The sequence below is a fragment of the Jiella soli genome, assembly GCF_020615385.1.
In the GTDB taxonomy this organism is placed as follows: Bacteria; Pseudomonadota; Alphaproteobacteria; order Rhizobiales; family Rhizobiaceae; genus VKMB-3413.
In genome coordinates, this window is sequence record NZ_JAJAVB010000009.1 from 17,699 (window position 1) to 36,032 (window position 18,334).

The window sequence follows — 18,334 nt, forward strand, 5'->3', positions numbered from 1 at the left end:
CGTCAGTCCTTTTTGGGCCGGCCGGGGCCCCGCGGCCGATCGCCGCCCGAGGGCCTGGAGCCGCTGCGCGGCCGCTCGCTGCCGCGGGGACCAGAGGGTTTGGCGTCGCGCGGCGCGCCCCCGGGCTTCCGGCTGCGCGATCCCGGCCTTTCCATCCGTTCCACGGAATTGTGGCCGGCGGCCCGCTCGGCGGCCTCTTCGGTCTTCTTCGGACCCTGCGGCCGTCCGCCCGGCGCGATCCACACATTGGCCGAACGGCGGGCACCCAGCGGCGGGCGCTTCGGCGCCGCGGCGCGATCGTCGCCGCCGGCCGCCCCGCGGTCGCCATAGGGCTTCTTCGGCCCGTCGAAGCGTTTGCCCGGCCGCGCCGCGGCGTCGGCAGCGCGCTGCGGCCGCTCGCCGCGCGGCTTGTCCGTCCGGCCCTCGCCGCCCCGCTCGCGATCCGGGCGCCGTGCCTTGGTGTCGAGCCGGCCGAGCGCATCCTCGCGCTTGCCCTCGCGCGCCCGCTTCTTGTTGGGCGCAGTCTCGCTAGCCGAGATCCAGGTGCTCTGCGTCGCCGCCTTTGGACTCCGGCCGCCCTTGTCGGCGATCCGCTCCCCTTCCACGGCCTTGTTCGAGAAGGGCGTGACGACAGGAGCATCAAAATCGGCGCCCGCTTCCTCGATCAGCCGAGGTCCCAGCTGATCGCGCAGGGTCCGGCCGTGGATCTCGCGCACCGCCCCCTCGGGGAGGTCGGACAGCTGGAACGGGCCGTAGGAGAGGCGGATCAGCCGGTTCACGTCGAGGCCGAGATGGCCGAGGACGCGCTTCACCTCGCGGTTCTTGCCTTCGCGCAGGGCGAGAGTCAGCCAGACATTTGCACCCTGCTCGCGGTCGAGCGTCGCCTCGATCGCGCCGTAGAAGACGCCGTCGATGGCGATGCCCTGGCGCAACTCGTCGAGCCGCGCCTGATCGATCGAGCCGTGGGCGCGCACGCGGTAGCGCCGCAGCCAGCCGGTCGAGGGCAGTTCCAGGACGCGGGCGAGGCCGCCGTCATTGGTCAGGAGCAGGAGCCCCTCGGTGGTGATATCCAACCGCCCGATGGTGAGGACACGCGGCATGTCCTTCGGCAGATGATCGAAGACGGTCGCCCGGCCTTCGGGATCGCGATTGGTGGTAACGAGTCCCGCCGGCTTGTGGAACAGCCACAGCCTCGTGCGCTCGATCGCAGGCAGCGGCTCGCCGTCGACGATGATCCTGTCCTTTGGACCGACGTCGCGCGCCGGCGACGAGAGCACCTCGCCGTTCACGCTGACCCGCCCCTCGGCGATCATCGCCTCGGCGTCGCGGCGCGAGGCGAGCCCGGCGCGAGCAAGGCGTCGGGCGATGCGCATCGGCTCCTGCGAGGCGGCCGTCTCGCCGGCGATCGGCGTCTCCGTAAGCTCCGCCCGCTCGGTCCGTTCGCCCCTGCCCCCGCCTCGGTCCGGGCGGGCCGGACGCGGCTTGCGTTCGCCGTCACCCGCCCTTGCCGGCTTCCCCTCGCCCTGCGGCTTTCCGTGGCTCAACCGGCCATAGCTCTTCGGCCGGTCGCCGCGCCCGGCGTTCTCCCCCCGGCCTTCGCCATGGGACAGCATGCCGCGACTCTTCGGCTTGAAGGGCTTGCGCTCCTTGCCCGCCCCTTCGCCCGCCGCGCCCTCTGCCGTGCGCGCCGGTCGTTCCCCGCGCGCAAAGCGGCGGGGCTTGTCGCCGGACCGCTGCTCCACCGGGGCGCCATCGCCGCGCTTGCGGAACGGCCGCCCGCCGATGCCGCCGGCGCGGTTCTCACCGCGGGCCTCACCGGCGCCGTCATCGCGCGGCGAACGCTTGCGCTGAAAGCGAGGCGGATCTCCCCGGTCGCGCGCGCCGCCTGCCCCGGCGGATGCTGGCGCCGGTCGCTCCTTGCCACCACGCGGCCGCCCGCCTGCTTCCGCGCCCTCGCGCGGCCGGTCCTGCCGCGGTCCGCCTCGGCCGGCACCGCCGCCCCGGCCACCGCCACCTCGCGGTCCGGTTCCGCCCGGCCGCCTGTCGCGACCTTTTCCGCCGCCCTTCGTCGTATCGCTCATGCCAATCTCTCTGCCGCAGCCGCCATCAGGCGCTGCCGTCGAATTCAAGAATGTCCGTGTCGGCGTCGCCGCTATGCACATCGGCGCCGCATTGCGGTGCTGCGTCGCGCAGTACCCCGCTCCTGGTCAAGACGCGGGAGCGCGCGCGACGGTTGCCTGATCGTCACCAACCGCCTAGGGGATTGATCTGACATTCGGCTCCGATCCGGGCCGAGCGCCGCGGCAAATGTCGAATTCGAAACATCACCAGATACAAGAACCATGACTAGTGGTCTTTCGATTTCGACATTTGCTGAGGCCCCTCAACAAGACCGGTGCAAAATGTCGGAATCGGACCACTAGCAGGTCGCGGCCCCTCGTGCGAGAGAGCTTGAAGATGGTTCGGCCGAATTTCATGGACCTCGCCTTCGACGAGGCACTGGCTGCGGCCGAGCGCGACGAGACGCCGGTCGGTGCCGTCGTCGTCAGGGAGGGCGCCGTCCTTGCCCGCGCGGGCAACGAGACGCGGCGTCGATCGGATCCCACGGCCCATGCCGAGATGCTGGCGATCCGTGCCGCCTGCCAGATCTTGAACTCGGAGCGGCTGCCGGAGTGCGATCTGTACGTCACGCTGGAGCCCTGCGCCATGTGCACGGCGGCGATCTCCTTCGCGCGCGTGAGGCGGCTCTATTTCGGTGCGTCAGACGAAAAGGGCGGCGCCGTGGAATCGGGCCCGCGCTTCTTCTCGCAGGCCATCTGCCACCACCGGCCGGAGGTCTATTCCGGTATTGGCGCGACCCGGAGCGCCGACCTGTTGCGGCGCTTCTTCCAGGACAGGCGCTGAGCGCTGCCCGCATCCGCCGGCCCGTGCGGCCGCCGGATGCTGGTCCCTTCGCCCCTTAGAACAGATCGCCGATCCGCTCGAACAGGCCGCGATTGCCCTTGAGGCGCCGCGCCTTGGTCTCCTCGTCCTCGCCGGGGTCGCCGACCGGCGCGCTTGCGGCCGGCTGGCGATAGGCGACGGGCGGCTCGCTCAGATATTTGCGCTCGGTGGGCTTGCCCTGCCGCTGCTCCTTCAGGCGCGCCTGGATGAGCTCCTTGCGGCTGCGCAATTCCTGCGGCGACAGGATATTGGCGCTGTGCTCGGTCTGCGCATTGTAGCGGCCTTGCCCGCGCGTTGTGCGGTCGAGATAGTCCTGCGTCACGCCTTCCTTGCTGGCCGTCGCGACGGAGGCCGGCAGCGGACCGTCGCCCTGATAGGCCGCCGCCTGCAGCCGGCGCGTGCGCGCTTCCGGCGATTCCGGGAAATTGGGATCGTCGACCGTGTTGCGGGTCGGCGCCGGTGGCGGCAGAACCTTCGTGTTCTCCGGCTTCACCAGTTCGGGGCGCGGCGTGTAGGCGATCTGCGGTTTGTCGGTATCGCCGAGCGCGACGAAATTGTTGACGTCGTCGAACAGCGTCTCGCCCTGCGACTTGCCGGTGCCGTAGGTCGGGCCGAGACAGCCGCCGAGCGACAGGCACCCAGCGACGATGGCCGCGGCGCCGAGCGCGTTGCGGACGGGATTCGGGATCATTCTCGTACGTCCCCCTGCGACATGACCCTCGGAAACCATCATGGCTCGCCGCTGCGGATCACGCTGACTTTTCCATTCTGCAAGCCGCGGCCCCAATTCCTGCGGCGCTGCAATCGAACCCCCAGGGCACCTGACGCGGCGCCGGTCGATCCAGACGATCACAGCCAGTTGCACGAAATTCTGGCGAATTCCAGGCATTCTCTTAAGAACTTGCGGCCCGCCCCGCAAGCGAACGGGGCGGGCCGCGAGGTTTCGTCGGCAGGCCACGCGAGGCCGGCTAGGCCGCGTCCGCCTGCGCCGCCCGCAGCTCGCGCAGCGCCTTGGCGTCGCGTGCCGAGACGTCCGGGAACTCCGGGTCGGAGCCGACATCTCCGGTGATCTTCCAGGACCGGGCGCATTTCCTGCCCTCGGCCTTGTGGAAGACGACCGCGACATCCGGCGTATCGGCCAGCCGGAACGCGTCGTCCGGAGCCGGGTCGCCCGTGACGGTCAATCCCGAGGTGATGGCGATCTCGGCGAAGTCCACGGAGGCGGCGAGATCCTTCAGCTCCGGGTCTGCGATGTGGACCGTCGGCCAAGCCTCGAGCGAGGAGCCGATCACCTTGTCCCGGCGCTTCTCTTCGAGCGCCCCCATCACCACGCGACGAACCCGCCGGAGTTTCTGCCAGCGCGCGGCGAGATCGCCATTGCGCCAGGCCGGATCAACGGGGCGGAACTGCTCCAGATGGACGGACTCGGCGCCCGGATGGCGCGACAGCCATGCCTCCTCCATGGTGAAGGGAAGCATCGGCGCGAGCCAGGTGACGAGACGGTCGAAGAGCTCCCGCACCACCTGCAGCGCCGCCTTGCGGCGGGTGGAGGAGATCGGGTCGCAGTAGAGCGCGTCCTTGCGGATGTCGAAATAGAAGGCCGACAGTTCCACCACGACGAAGTCGATGAGCGCCCGCGAGATACGCTTGAAGTCGAAGCCGTCGTATCCCTTGCGCACGAGGTCGTCGAGTTCGGCGATGCGGTGGAGCATCAGCCGCTCCAGCTCCGGCATCTGATCGAGCGGGACGTTCTCGCCGGTATCGTGGGCGAGCGTGCCGAGCATCCAGCGGATGGTGTTCCGCAGCTTGCGATAGCTATCGATATTGGTCTGCAGGATCGTCTTGCCGAGCCTCAGATCCTCTGAATAGTCGGACGAGACCACCCAGAGCCGGAGGATGTCGGCGCCGGACTGCTTGATCACCTCCTGCGGGGTGACGACGTTGCCGAGCGACTTCGACATCTTGCGCCCTTCCTCGTCCATGACGAAGCCATGGGTGAGGACCGCGTCATAGGGCGCCCGGCCCCTGGTTCCGCAGGATTCCAGCAGCGAGGAGTGGAACCAGCCGCGATGCTGGTCGGAACCCTCGAGATAGAGGTCGGCCGGCCATTTGAGGTCCGGCCGCTTCTCCAGGCAGAAGGCGTGGGTCGAGCCGGAATCGAACCAGACGTCGAGGATGTCGCGGACCATGGTCCACTTGCCGGCATCGTGCTCGTTGCCCAGGAAGCGTTCCTTGGCGCCCTCGGCGAACCAGGCGTCGGCGCCCTCCTGCCGGAAGGCTTCGACGATGCGCTCGTTCACCGCCTCGTCCTTGAGAACCTGGCCGTCCTCGTCGACGAAGACGCAGATCGGCACGCCCCAGGCGCGCTGGCGGGAGAGAACCCAGTCCGGCCGGTCGGCGATCATGCCGCGCAGCCGGTTCTGACCGGAGGCGGGGACAAAGCGGGTGTCGTCGATGGCCTTGAGGGCCCGGTTGCGCAGCGTGTCGTCTTCGAGGCCGAGCTTCTCTTTCACGAGATCAAGGCCGCCCAGCCCGTAGCCGCCCAGATCCTGGTCCATATGGACGAACCACTGCGGCGTATTGCGGAAGATCACCGGCTTCTTGGAACGCCAGGAGTGCGGATAGGAATGCTTCAGCCGGCCGCGGGCAATGAGATTGCCGGCCTCGATCAGGGCCGCGATGACGCGCTTGTTGGCGTCGCCCTTCTTGCCCTTGTCGTCGATGACGCGGGCCGGCCCCTCCGGCGCATCCGGACCGAAGCCCGGCGCGTCTTTGGTGTAGAAGCCGTCGTCGTCGACGGTGAAGGGAATGGCCGTGTCGATGCCCCGCTTTTCCAGATCGCGGCGCATGTCCATCCACACGTCGAAGTCCTCCCGGCCGTGCCCGGGCGCGGTGTGAACGAAGCCCGTGCCGGCTTCGTCAGTGACGTGATCGCCGTCGAGGAGCGGTACCGGAAACTCGTAGCCACCGCCAAACTGGCGAAGCGGATGGAGGCAGACGAGCGATGCGATCTGTGCTGCCGGCACGTCCTGCAGGCGGCGGAAGCCGCCCTCCGGAACACGCGCCTTCGCGAACACGTCGGCGGCCAGAGCGTCGGCCATGAGAAACCGCTCGCCCTTCCGCGCCCAGCGCGGATTCTCGGCGTCGTCCGGCGCGGTCACTTCATAAAGGCCGTAGGCGATGCGATCGGAGAACGCGATCGCCCGGTTGCCGGGGATCGTCCAGGGGGTCGTCGTCCAGATGACGATCGACGCGCCCTGCAGGAGGCCGAGAGGACCGTCGCTCCCTTCAGCGTTCTGGCTGACGGCCGCCTCCCGAAACGCCGCGCCGGTGCCGAGCGGCTCGCCCGGCTCGCTGCTGCGCACGATCGGAAACTTCACCCAGACCGTATCGGACTCGTGTTCCTCGTATTCGATCTCGGCCTCGGCGAGCGCGGTGCGCTCCACCACCGACCACATCACGGGCTTGGAGCCGCGATAGAGCTGACCCGACATGGCGAACTTCAGGAGTTCGCCAGCGATCACCGCCTCGGCATCGTGCGCCATGGTGAGGTAGGGGTTCTTGAAATCACCCTCGACGCCGAGCCGGCGGAATTCCGCGGTCTGGACGCCGACCCAGTGGGTCGCGAAGTCGCGGCATTCCTTGCGGAACTCGTTGACCGGGATCTCGTCCTTGTCCTTGCCCTTCGCCCGGTACTGCTCCTCGATCTTCCACTCGATCGGCAGGCCGTGGCAGTCCCAGCCGGGAACGTAGTTCGCGTCGTAACCGCGCATCTGGAAGGAGCGGTTGATGACATCCTTCAGGATCTTGTTCAGCGCGTGGCCGATATGCAGATTGCCGTTGGCATAGGGCGGCCCGTCGTGCAGGACGTATTTCGGCCGGCCCTTCGCGGCCTCACGCAGTCTGCCGTAGAGGTCCATGCCGTCCCATTTGGCAAGCCATTCCGGCTCGGCCTTGGGAAGACCGGCGCGCATCGGAAACTCGGTCTCCGGCAGGTTCAGCGTCTTGGAATAATCCACCGTGCCGGTTTCGGCAGCGTCGGAAGGTCCGGTTTCGGTCGTCTTGTCGGTCATCTGGGGTACCGTATCGTTCGCCGCGAAGAGGAGAGCGGCGCGAGGAAATCCGCGTCGGTGCGAGAAGGCAAAGCGTCCCGGCCCTTCGCCGGCTCGCAGCGAGCCGGTCAGAAGGCCGGGCGGCTAATTCGCAAAATGGCGTGGCGTGCGCACGTTCCCGACATGGGCGCTGGCTTTAGCAACTCGGCGGAGCGAAGGGAAGAACGAGAATGGCCGCGCCACCGGCAAGGCACGTGACGCTGCCCCGTCGCCGGCAACGGAAATCGGACTTTGCCGCGGATGCGCCGGCATCTATCCTTCCGGATAACTCCGGCGCATCCGCCTCCGGCTCTCAAAAGGCTTCGCCATGCCGGCCCTCATGCGGTTTCTTCTGCGCAACGCGCTGATCGGCTTTGCGGCCGCAGCGTTCGTGACCTTTGCGCTGGTCATGATCGATGTCGGCGGGTTCGGCCGCGTGATGCGCGAATCCGACCTGGGATGGCTCGCCTTCGCGCTGGTCGTCTATTTTCTCGGCCTGACCTTTTCCGGCGTGCAGATCGGCTTCGCGATCATGCTGGGCCAGCGCATGCCGGACGACGACAAATGAGGGCTGATGCGCCTCAGAACGCGATCGCGTCGTCGAGCCCGGACAGCGGCACCGCTCCCGCCAGCACCGCCCTCGCCTCTTCGGCGTCGCGGTCCATCTGGGCGATCAGCGCCTCGGCGCTTTCGAACTTCTCCTCGCCTCGCAGGAAGGCGAATAGCGAGACGTCGACCGTCTCGTCGTAAAGGTCGGCCGAAAAGTCGAAGAGGAAGGTCTCGAACAGAGCCGCCCCGTCGTCGAAGGTCGGCCGGCGCCCGAAGCTCGCGACGCCGTCATGGAGCGTTCCGTCGGCCAGGCGCAGACGCACGGCGTAGATGCCGAACTTCAGCATGGTCTCCGGCTCGAGCGTGATATTGGCGGTCGGATAGCCGAGCTTGCGGCCGAGTTGGGCCCCCTTCTGGACCGTGCCACGAATGGTCCAGCGATAGCCGAACAGGCCGGCGGCCTCCGCCACCTCGCCCGCCGAGAGAAGATCGCGGATGCGGCTGGACGACACCGTCTCGCCGCCCTCGTCCTGAAAGGCCGGCACGAGCGTCGCGCCGAAGCGATGCGCCTCGCCAGCGGCGATCAGCGTCTGCGGCGTACCGGCCCGCCTGGCGCCGTAATGGAAGTCGAAGCCCGCGACCACATGCGCCGCCTTCAGGCAGCCGACGATGACGGTCTCGATGAAGGCCTCGGGAGTCAGTCCGGCAAACTCGCGGTCGAAGGCCTGCTCGACCACGGCGTCGAAGCCGAGCGCCTCGAGAAGCTTCGCCCGCATCGGCGCCGGGGTCAGCCGGGCGACCGGCCGGTCCGGAGAAAATACGGTGCGCGGATGCGGCTCGAAGGTCATGCAGACGAGCGGGCAGCCCTCCGCCCCGGCGATCTCGCGGGCGACCGATAGGACCGCCTGGTGGCCGCGATGGACGCCGTCGAAATTGCCGATCGCGACGACAGCCCCGGACAGATGGGGGGCAAGCGTCTCGCCCCCCGGCAGCCGCGCGATCGCTCCTCTGCTCACGCCAAGGCCGCCATGAAATATCGGGCGGCGAGGCCCTTTTCGGCGAGGACACGGGCAACGACCTCCTCCGCCGGCGCCGCGCCGAACTCGGCGCCATGAATGCCGTGGATGATCAGGAGCACGTCGCAGCCGAAGTCGTTGGCTCCCTTAACGTCCGTCATCAGCCCGTCACCGATCGCGAGGATACCCGTGTCCTGCGCGATATCGCCAACCCGCATCGCCTGGCGATAGATCGGGGCATGCGGCTTGCCGGCGAGTTCGACCTTGCCGCCGGCCGCGGCGTAGTCGCGGGCGAGCGCGCCGGCGCAGTAGATCAGGCGCTCGCCGCGATGCACGACGATGTCCGGATTGGCGCAGATCATCGAAAGGTCGCGGGCCTTCAGGTCGGCGAGGAGGTCGCGGTAGTCGTCAGGGGTTTCTTTCTCGTCATGGTAAAGGCCGGTCGCCACCGCCGCCCTCGCCGCATCTGGCGAGCCGGTCCGCTCGACGTCGAGGCCGGCAAATAGGTCGAGGTCGCGCTCCGGCCCGATATGGAAGACCGGACCGCCGCTCTCGGCGATCAGCGCGCGCGTGGCGTCGCCCGAGGTGACCACCGCATCATAGGCCTCCCGGGTGACGCCAAAGCCGTCGAGTTGCTCCATCACCGCCGCCGCCGGGCGCGGCGAATTGGTCAGGAGGACGACCCGCGCACCGCCCGAGCGCGCCGCGACAAGCGCCTCTTCTGCCGCAGGATGTTTTCGCTCGCCATTGTGCACGACGCCCCATATGTCGCAGAAGATCGCGGCATAGCCGCCGGCCACCTCCGCGAGGGCTGCGATCTTTCGGGTCGGTTGCGAATCGATGCGGTCCATGCGCTATCCGCCTGGAATGAGTGCGATCGCGCAGGCGATAGAGACCGGGCGACGACGGGTCAAGGCAGCGGCCGGGCGGGCGGCCGTCAATGCTGCACCGCCGAACGCAGGCTGCGTGTCGATGTCGAATTTTGCGTTCACGCCATCTTGACAGCGCTTGGCGCCAATCCCTATGTCGAGGCTGTTAGCACTCGTCACCACTGAGTGCTACTCAAGCTTCAGCCGGATGCCGGAACGGGTCCGGCGTTACGTCCAACGAAGGGTTCAAACGAACATGGCAGCTGTGAACTTCCGTCCCCTGCACGACCGCGTCGTGGTTCGCCGGGTGGAGTCCGAAGCCAAGACCGCTGGCGGCATCATCATCCCCGACACCGCGAAGGAAAAGCCGCAGGAAGGCGAAATCGTCGCCGTCGGCTCCGGCGCGCGTGACGAGTCCGGCAAGGTCGTGCCGCTCGACGTCAAGGCCGGCGACCGCGTCCTCTTCGGCAAGTGGTCCGGCACCGAGGTCAAGCTGAACGGCGAAGACCTCCTGATCATGAAAGAGTCCGACATCATGGGCGTTGTCGCCTCCTGAGGCGAGACGAGCTTTCGGTCTCTTCGATCCACGCAACGATGAAACTTCAAACGGCGCCGGCCTTCATGGCGCGCCCGGGAGAATATCAACATGGCAGCTAAAGACGTAAAATTCGGCCGCGACGCTCGTGAGCGCATGCTGCGCGGCGTCGACATCCTCGCCGACGCGGTGAAGGTGACCCTCGGCCCGAAGGGTCGTAACGTCGTCATCGACAAGTCCTTCGGCGCTCCGCGCATCACCAAGGACGGCGTCACCGTCGCCAAGGAGATCGAGCTCGAGGACAAGTTCGAGAACATGGGCGCCCAGATGGTGCGCGAAGTGGCCTCGAAGACCAACGACAAGGCCGGTGACGGCACCACCACCGCGACCGTTCTCGCCCAGGCGATCGTCCGCGAGGGCGCCAAGGCGGTTGCCGCCGGCATGAACCCGATGGACGTCAAGCGCGGCATCGACGCCGCGGTCGCCAAGGTCGTCGAGGCGCTCGGCTCGGCCGCCCGCTCGATCGACACCTCTGACGAAGTCGCGCAGGTCGGCACCATCTCGGCCAATGGCGAGAAGGAAATCGGCGAGATGATCGCCGCCGCCATGCAGAAGGTCGGCAACGAGGGCGTCATCACTGTCGAGGAAGCCAAGACCGCCGAGACCGAGCTCGAAGTCGTCGAGGGCATGCAGTTCGATCGGGGCTACCTGTCGCCTTACTTCGTGACCAATGCTGAGAAGATGGTCGCCGAGCTCGAGGACGCCTACATCCTCCTGCACGAGAAGAAGCTCTCCAACCTCCAGGCGCTGCTGCCGGTTCTCGAGGCTGTCGTCCAGTCCTCGAAGCCGCTGGTCATCATCGCCGAGGACGTCGAGGGCGAGGCCCTGGCCACGCTCGTCGTCAACAAGCTGCGTGGCGGCCTGAAGATCGCCGCCGTCAAGGCGCCGGGCTTCGGCGATCGCCGCAAGGCCATGCTCGAGGACATCGCGATCCTCACCGGCGGCACGGTCATCTCCGAGGACGTCGGCATCAAGCTCGAGAACGTCACTCTCGACATGCTTGGCCGCTCCAAGAAGGTCTCGATCACCAAGGAAAACACCACCATCGTCGATGGCGCCGGTGAGTCCGAGCAGATCAAGGCCCGCGTCGGTCAGATCAAGGCGCAGATCGAGGAGACCACCTCGGACTACGACCGCGAGAAGCTCCAGGAGCGCCTGGCCAAGCTCGCCGGCGGCGTCGCGGTCATCCGCGTCGGCGGTGCGACCGAGGTCGAGGTCAAGGAGAAGAAGGATCGCGTTGACGACGCCCTCAACGCGACCCGCGCGGCCGTCGAAGAAGGCATCGTTCCGGGCGGCGGCGTCGCGCTGCTGCGCGCTTCCAACGCCGTCGACCTCAAGGGCATCAACTCCGACCAGGACGCCGGCATCGCCATCGTCCGCAAGGCGCTTCAGGCTCCGATCCGTCAGATCGTCCAGAACGCCGGTGCCGAGGGCTCGATCATCGTCGGCAAGATCCTCGAGAACTCCTCGCTCTCCTTCGGCTACAACGCCGCGACGGGCGAGTATGGCGACATGATCCAGATGGGCATCGTCGATCCGGTCAAGGTCGTTCGCTCGGCCTTGCAGGACGCGGCCTCGGTCGCCGGCCTGCTGGTCACCACCGAAGCCATGATCTCGGAGGCTCCGAAGAAGGAGTCGGCCGGCGGCGGCGGCATGCCCGGCGGCATGGGTGGAATGGGCGGCATGGGCGGCATGGACTTCTAAGAAGTCCCGCCCGGATCGCCTCCGGAACCGATCGGAAGGGGCTCGGCATCGCCGGGCCCCTTTCTGCGTCTTGAGGCATGTCGCACCCGCACCGCATCGGCGCCAGCCGCTCCGGCCGTCGGTGCTAGCTCGCTACGGAACGCCTTTGCTTTCAGTTCGTTACTCTCCCGACAATCGGCACTCATGCCGATAACCAGGAGGTTCCGACAATGGTCGACAAGAACGAAGTCAAGGGCGGCGCCAAGGAAGTCGGCGGCAAGATCAAGGAAGCCGTGGGCGGCGCGACCAACGATCGCGACATGGAAGTCGAAGGCCAGGCCGATCAGGTCGAGGGCAAGACCCAGAAGAATTACGGCAAGGTCAAGGACGCGGTTCGCGACCAGACCAGCTGATCTCAACGGCGATCACATCATGAAGGGCCGTCCCGGCAACGGGGCGGCCCTTTTCGTTACGCTCTGCCGTGCCCGCTGTTCGACGCAATGCCCTCCCGCGACACGCGTTCCACCTTTCCGGGACAGACGGCGCTACAAACGCAGTGTTCACCCGCAAGTGAGGGAACCGATCCCGATCTGCCTTGCCGTTGGCCGGCTTACGGATAGTTTAGAAGCGATCCAGGTCTGGCAGCCGGCCCTCCGTTCGGACGGCTGGCGCGCGACGCATTGACCAATCGCATCGGCGAGTCATCGACAGGAGGCGCCCTTGATCACCTTCACCCTCAACGGCGAGGAAAAGACCTTCGACGGCGATCCCGACACGCCGCTGCTCTGGGTCATCCGCGACGCCGAGAAGCTCACCGGCACCAAATATGGCTGCGGCATAGCGCAGTGCGGTGCCTGCACGGTCCATCTCGACGGCATGACCCGCCGCTCCTGCGTGACCCCGATCTCGACCGTCGATGGCTCGTCGGTCACCACGATCGAAGGGGTCGACGGACCGGAGGCGAAGGCCGTCCAGGCCGCCTGGACCGCGATCGACGTGCCGCAATGCGGCTATTGCCAGTCCGGCCAGATCATGTCGGCGGTCTCGCTCCTGCAGTTCAACCCGAGCCCGAGCGACGACGACATCGACGGCGCGATGGCCGGCAATATCTGCCGCTGCGCCACCTACAAGCGCATCCGCCAGGCGATCCACGACGCCGCCAAGACGCTGGAGGGCTGACACCATGGGCATTCAGAACGTTCGGGCCACGCGCCGCGGCTTTCTCGCCGGCGCCGGCCTCGTCATCGGCGTCGCCCTTGCCGGGCGCAACGCGCTCGCCGGCTCGCTGATCCAGGGCGCACCCGCCGGCGCCGAGGGCCCGCACAAGGACCTCAACGCCTTCGTCCGGGTCGCTCCGGACGGCACGGTGACGGTCCTGTCCAAGCATATCGAATTCGGCCAGGGTCCCTATACCGGCCTCACCACGCTGGTTGCCGAGGAACTCGACGCCGACTGGAGCCAGATGCGCGTCGCCGCGGCGCCTGCCGACGACGACCTCTACAAGAATCTCGCCTTCGGGCTGCAGGGAACCGGCGGTTCGACCGCGATTGCCAATTCCTACGAACAGATGCGGACGGCCGGCGCGACTGCCCGCGCGATGCTCGTCGCCGCGGCGGCCGACGCCTGGGATGTTCCGGCGGGCGAGATCACGGTCGAGAAGGGCCGCATCCGGCACGCCGGCAAGAACAAGGAGGGCGGGTTCGGCGAATTCGCCGACAAGGCCGCGACCATGGACGCGCCTTCCGACGTCAAGCTGAAGGATCCCAAGGACTTCGTCCTGATCGGAAAGGATCGCCACAAGCTCGACACGCCGGAAAAGACCAATGGCAAGGCCGTCTTCACGCTCGACGTCCTGGCCGACGACATGCTGATCGCCATGGTCGCCCATCCCGATCATTTCGGCGCGACGGTGAAGAGCTTCGACGACGCGGAGGCCCGCAAGGTGCCCGGCATCGTCGACATCAAGGCGATCCCGCAAGGGGTGGCTGTGTTCGCCGAGAACACCTTCGCCGCACTCAAGGCGCGTGCCGCGCTCGAGATCGAGTGGGACCTGTCGCAGGCCGAGACGCGGTCGAGTGAGGAGATCTACGCCGACTACCGGAGCGAAATGGCGAATGAAGGCCTCTCGGCGACGAATAATGGCGATGTCGACAGCGCCCTTTCGGGCAGCGGCATCACCACGCTCGAAGCCGAGATGATCTTCCCCTTCCTGGCGCATGCGCCGATGGAGCCCCTCGACGCGGTGCTGATCCGGGCGGAGGACGGCTCGATCGACTGCTACAACGGCGCCCAGTTCCCGGGTCAGGACAAGGCGGCGATTGCCGATGTCTGCGGCGTCGACCCCGCCAAGGTGCGCGTCAACACGCAGCTCGCCGGCGGCTCCTTCGGGCGCCGCGCGCAGTTCGGCTCGCCCTACATGCGCGAGGCGGCGGAGGCCTTCAAGGCATCCGGCATGGCGCGTCCGATGAAGCATGTCTGGACCCGCGAGGACGACATCCGGGGCGGCTTCTACCGTCCGATCTACGTCCACTCCATCAAGGGCGCGATCGACAAGGACGGCAACATCGTCGGCTGGAACCACAAGATCGTCGGCCAGTCGATCATGAAGAAGGACGGGCTCGACGAGACCACGGTCGAGGGCGCGTCCGACATGCCCTATGCGATCGAGAACCTGCGCGTCACCGGCTATCAGCCACAGCTGAAGGTGCCGATCCTGTGGTGGCGTTCGGTCGGCCACACGCATACGGGCTTCGCGGTCGAGACCTTCATCGACGAGCTTCTCGAACGGGCCGGCAAGGATCCGGTGGAAGGGCGCCTGGCACTCTTGAAGGACCACCCGCGCGAGGCGGGCGTCCTGAAGAAGGTCGCCGAGATGGCATCCTGGGGCTCGACGCCGACCGACGGCCGGCAGCGGGGCGTCGCCGTCCACAAGAGCTTCAACACCTATGTGGCGGAGATCGCCGAGGTCTCGCTCGGCGATGGCGGCATGCCGCGCGTCCACAAGGTCTGGTGCGCGGTCGACTGCGGCGTCGCGGTCAATCCGAACATCATCACCGCCCAGATGGAAGGCGGCATCGGCTACGGGCTCGGCGCGATCCTCTTCGACCAGATCACGCTCGGCGACGGCGGCGGGGTGGTCCAGTCGAACTTCCACGACTACCGCTCGCTCCGCATCAACGAGATGCCCGAGGTCGAGGTGGCGATCATCCCCTCCGAGGAGGCTCCGACCGGCGTCGGCGAGCCGGGCGTGCCGCCGATCGGACCGGCGGTCGCCAATGCCTGGCGCAGGCTGACGGGTCAGCCCGTCCGCCGCCTGCCGATCGTCAGCGCCCTCACGGCCTAACAGCGAGTACCGACACGTGATGCGACATCTCTCAACTGCCGGCCGTCTGGCCGGCATCACGCTTATTGCCGCCCTTGCCCTGGCGCCGGCCCTTTCGGGCGCGCAGGAGCGGGCGCCCGAGGCGCCGGAGCCGTCGACGCCGGCCGTCAGGCCGCTGTCGGAGATCAAGCCCGACACGCTGAAGCAGGTCTCGGAGTTCGACAACATCAAGGACGAGACGGAGCGCTCGATCGCGATCTTCAAGGAGACCGGCAAGGTTCTCCTGCATCCGCGCTGCGTCAACTGCCATCCGGCCGGAAACCGGCCGCTGCAGGGCATGGACATGCATCTGCACCAGCCGCCGGTCCAGCGGGGCGACGCCAATTTCGGCGTGCCCGGCATGACCTGCAACACCTGCCACGGTCCCGACAACGTCAAGCTCGTCGCCCAGGCGGAGGGGATCAAGTCGATCCCCGGCAATCCGAACTGGCACCTCGCACCCATCGAAATGGCGTGGCAGGGCAAGACGCTGGGCGAGATCTGCCGGCAGATCAAGGACCAGGACCGCAACGGCGGCAAGACTCTGGCCGAACTCGTCGACCACATGGCCAATGACGACCTCGTCGGCTGGGGCTGGCATCCGGGTGAAGGCCGGGAGAAGGTGCCGGGAACCCAGGAACAGTTCGGCAAGCTCTACGAAGCCTGGGCGGCCACCGGCGCCCACTGTCCGCAGGACTGAGGATCGGCCGGCGTTCCGGCCTTGCTGCCGGAGCGCCCGCTCCCGCGCGAAGTTTCCGGGCATGCCGGTTTCGGTCGGCATGTCGTTCTCAAGGCATATGGCTTTTTCGTCCGGATCGACGGACAATCGGGCGCTGCAATCGCCGCGCGTCCGATTCCCGCCATGGCCCGTCACATCAGATGAACGTCTTCTCCCCCCTCTCCCGCCTTTCCCTTCTCCTGGTATTGGCGGCTCTTGCCGGCTGCAACGCCACGTCCTCGGCGGTCGAACGGCCTCTGTCGGCGGAGGCCGAATGCGCCCGCTTCGGTTACCGGTCCGGCACGGGACCCTTTACCCAGTGCGTCAGGGAGATGCGCCAGCAGGCACACACGCTTGCACGCGCCCGGCGCTGATCTGACCTTGTTCCGGCCGATGCAGCACCGCCCGGCATGACCGTCGCGCTCGCCGATTTCATCGAAAGCTTCTCAAACGGCCCCTTCGCGGCCATCGCCGGCGATGCGCCCTGGCTCATCACCGGACGCGCGAGAGAGCATGTCGCCGGACTGGTTACCCGCCTCGAGCCTGACGCCTATCGTGTGGAGGGCGACATCGCCGTGGCGCTGTCGGCCGTCGTCGAGCCGGGCGCCGTCCTCAAGGGACCGCTCGTGGTCGGGCCGGGCTGTTTCGTCGGCGCTGGTGCCTATCTGCGCGGCGGCGTCTTCCTTGACGAGGCTTGCTGCGTCGGCCCCGGCTGCGAGGTGAAGTCCACCCTCGTTTTTTCCGGAACGCATATCGCCCATTTCAACTTCGTCGGCGACTCGATCCTCGGCGCGAACGTCAACATCGAGGCGGGCGCCGTCATCGCCAATCACCGCAACGAGCGGACGGACCGGCGCATCAGAATTCGCCATGCCGGAGGCGTGATCGAGACCGGCATCGTCAAATTCGGCAGCCTCGTCGGCGACGGCGCGAGGATCGGGGCGAATGCGGTGATCGCTCCCGGCGCGCTCCTCCTGCCCGGCACGATCGTCCCCAGGCTCGGCCATGTCGATCAGGCCCCGGCGCAGGCGTCGTAAAGGATTTCGAAATTCTTTTGATCCTCAGGCCCATCACCGCTACAAGCCCGGCTCAATCCGACGCGTATAATCATCATCGCTGAGACAAGAAGTCAGGACGACCCCATGCGCCCATCGAAACGCCCCGCCGACGCCATGCGTGACGTCTCCATGGACACCGGCGTCTCGCGTCACGCCGAGGGCTCCTGCCTCGTGCGATTCGGCCATACCGAGGTGCTGTGCACGGCGAGCCTGGAAGAGCGCGTGCCGCCCTTCCTGAAGAATTCCGGCAAGGGCTGGGTGACCGCCGAATACGGCATGCTGCCCCGCGCCACCGGCGAGCGCATGCGCCGCGAGGCCGCCTCCGGCAAGCAGTCCGGCCGCACCCAGGAAATCCAGCGCCTGATCGGCCGGTCCCTGCGCGCCATCGTCGACCTGAAGGCGCTCGGCGAACGCCAGATCACCGTTGACTGCGATGTCATCCAGGCCGATGGCGGCACCCGCACCGCGAGCATCACCGGCGGCTTCGTGGCGCTCGCCGAGTGCCTGAAATGGATGGAGGAGCGGGCCATGGTGAAGCGCCGCGACGTCCTGCTCGGCCATGTCGCCGCCGTCTCCTGCGGCATCCATGCCGGCGAACCCGTGCTCGACCTCGACTATGCCGAGGATTCCACCGCCGACACCGACGCCAATTTCGTCATGACCGGCGGCGGCGGCATCATCGAGATCCAGGGCACGGCCGAGGGCGAGCCGTTTTCGCAGGACGAGCTGATGCAGCTCCTGGCGCTCGCCAAGAAGGGTATCGACGAACTCGTCTCCACCCAGCGCCGTGTCCTCGGAGAGACCTGGTGAAGATCCTCAGGGCCGAAGACGGCCCCCTGCTCGTCGCCAGTCACAACAAGGGCAAGATCTGGGAGATCCGCGAGTTGATGGAGCCCTTCGGCTTCACCATCACTTCGGCCGCCGAAAAGGGCCTGGAAGACCCGGAAGAGACCGGCACGACCTTCGAAGAAAATGCCGAACTGAAGGCGCTTGCTGCGCTGAAAGCGACCGGCCTTCCCTCACTGTCGGACGATTCCGGCATCGCCATCGAGGCATTGAACGGCGATCCCGGCATCTATTCGGCCCGCTGGGGCGGACCCGAGCGCGACTTCGCCATGGCGATGCGCAATGTCGAGGAGAAGCTGCAGGCGGCTGGCGCGACGACGCCCGACAAGCGCCGCGCGACCTTCGTCGCCGTGCTCTGCCTCGCGCTGCCGGGCGGCGAGACGCATTTCTTTCGCGGCGAGGTGCATGGCACTGCCGTCTGGCCGCCGCGCGGAACGCTCGGCTTCGGCTATGATCCGATCTTCCTGCCGGATGGCGAGGAGAGGACCTTCGGCGAGATGATGTCGGCGGAGAAGCACGCCTGGCAGCCGGGCCAGAAGACCGCGCTGTCGCACCGTGCCCGGGCCTTCCAGAAATTCGCCCGCGAGGCGCTCGGAGCCGAATGA

Annotated in this window: 16 protein-coding genes; 11 read left to right on the plus strand and 5 right to left on the minus strand. The window is 67.4% G+C overall.

The features are described 5' to 3' along the window. Positions 1-2: 2 nt before the first annotated feature. The gene (locus LH400_RS05885) at positions 3-2,081 is read right to left on the minus strand and encodes a pseudouridine synthase (RefSeq protein ID WP_229151746.1); all 2,079 of its coding nucleotides are present in this window, start codon (positions 2,079-2,081) and stop codon (positions 3-5) included. 376 nt (positions 2,082-2,457) lie between these two features. On the opposite strand from LH400_RS05885, the gene LH400_RS05890 reads away from it, so the two are divergent. Then, positions 2,458-2,904, plus strand: coding sequence for a nucleoside deaminase (locus LH400_RS05890; protein ID WP_229151747.1), 447 nt, complete (start codon positions 2,458-2,460; stop codon positions 2,902-2,904). Between the two features lie 55 nt (positions 2,905-2,959). Here the strand turns inward: LH400_RS05890 and LH400_RS05895 are convergent, their stop codons facing one another. After that, a complete protein-coding gene (locus LH400_RS05895; RefSeq protein WP_229151748.1) occupies positions 2,960-3,634 on the minus strand; it encodes a hypothetical protein in 675 nt (224 codons plus the stop codon). 277 nt (positions 3,635-3,911) lie between these two features. Further along, a complete protein-coding gene (ileS, locus tag LH400_RS05900; protein ID WP_229151749.1) occupies positions 3,912-7,016 on the minus strand; it encodes an isoleucine--tRNA ligase in 3,105 nt (1,034 codons plus the stop codon). Between the two features lie 346 nt (positions 7,017-7,362). Between ileS and LH400_RS05905 the strand changes: the two genes are divergently transcribed. Next, a complete protein-coding gene (locus LH400_RS05905; RefSeq protein WP_229151750.1) occupies positions 7,363-7,602 on the plus strand; it encodes a hypothetical protein in 240 nt (79 codons plus the stop codon). 13 nt (positions 7,603-7,615) lie between these two features. On the opposite strand, the gene LH400_RS05910 is transcribed toward LH400_RS05905, so the two are convergent. Together LH400_RS05910 and LH400_RS05915 are read right to left on the minus strand one after the other, a co-directional pair. Further along, positions 7,616-8,599, minus strand: coding sequence for a bifunctional riboflavin kinase/FAD synthetase (locus LH400_RS05910; RefSeq protein WP_229151751.1), 984 nt, complete (start codon positions 8,597-8,599; stop codon positions 7,616-7,618). Further along, positions 8,596-9,450 (minus strand): TIGR01459 family HAD-type hydrolase, encoded by an 855-nt coding sequence (locus LH400_RS05915; RefSeq protein WP_229151752.1) that lies wholly within the window; start codon positions 9,448-9,450, stop codon positions 8,596-8,598. The genes LH400_RS05910 and LH400_RS05915 overlap by 4 nt, the downstream gene beginning before the upstream one ends. Positions 9,451-9,724: 274 nt before the next feature. Here LH400_RS05915 and groES point away from each other — a divergent pair, with 274 nt between their 5' ends. The 9 genes from groES to rdgB all read left to right on the plus strand — a co-directional run bounded on the left by groES (position 9,725) and on the right by rdgB (position 18,334). After that, a complete protein-coding gene (gene groES / locus LH400_RS05920; RefSeq protein WP_229151753.1) occupies positions 9,725-10,024 on the plus strand; it encodes a co-chaperone GroES in 300 nt (99 codons plus the stop codon). Positions 10,025-10,114: 90 nt separating this feature from the next. Beyond that, positions 10,115-11,767: a chaperonin GroEL gene (gene groL, locus LH400_RS05925; protein WP_229151754.1), complete on the plus strand. Its 1,653-nt coding sequence runs from the start codon at positions 10,115-10,117 to the stop codon at positions 11,765-11,767. A 209-nt stretch (positions 11,768-11,976) separates the two neighbouring features. Next, positions 11,977-12,159: a CsbD family protein gene (locus tag LH400_RS05930; RefSeq protein WP_229151755.1), complete on the plus strand. Its 183-nt coding sequence runs from the start codon at positions 11,977-11,979 to the stop codon at positions 12,157-12,159. Between the two features lie 307 nt (positions 12,160-12,466). Further along, the gene (locus LH400_RS05935; RefSeq protein ID WP_229151756.1) at positions 12,467-12,925 is read left to right on the plus strand and encodes a (2Fe-2S)-binding protein; all 459 of its coding nucleotides are present in this window, start codon (positions 12,467-12,469) and stop codon (positions 12,923-12,925) included. Between the two features lie 4 nt (positions 12,926-12,929). Beyond that, positions 12,930-15,089 carry a xanthine dehydrogenase family protein molybdopterin-binding subunit gene (locus LH400_RS05940; protein ID WP_229151757.1) on the plus strand — a complete coding sequence of 720 codons (2,160 nt, stop codon included), beginning with the start codon at positions 12,930-12,932 and terminating at the stop codon, positions 15,087-15,089. A 19-nt stretch (positions 15,090-15,108) separates the two neighbouring features. Continuing rightward, on the plus strand, positions 15,109-15,807 hold the full coding sequence (locus LH400_RS05945) for an Isoquinoline 1-oxidoreductase subunit (RefSeq protein ID WP_229151758.1): 699 nt from the start codon (positions 15,109-15,111) through the stop codon (positions 15,805-15,807). 428 nt (positions 15,808-16,235) lie between these two features. Further along, positions 16,236-16,862, plus strand: a complete 627-nt coding sequence (locus LH400_RS05950; protein WP_229151759.1) for an LbetaH domain-containing protein — start codon at positions 16,236-16,238, stop codon at positions 16,860-16,862. A gap of 105 nt (positions 16,863-16,967) precedes the next feature. Next, complete coding sequence (rph, locus tag LH400_RS05955) at positions 16,968-17,693, plus strand: ribonuclease PH (RefSeq protein ID WP_229151760.1); 726 nt, start codon at positions 16,968-16,970, stop codon at positions 17,691-17,693. Continuing rightward, complete coding sequence (gene rdgB / locus LH400_RS05960) at positions 17,690-18,334, plus strand: RdgB/HAM1 family non-canonical purine NTP pyrophosphatase (protein ID WP_229151761.1); 645 nt, start codon at positions 17,690-17,692, stop codon at positions 18,332-18,334. The genes rph and rdgB overlap by 4 nt, the downstream gene beginning before the upstream one ends.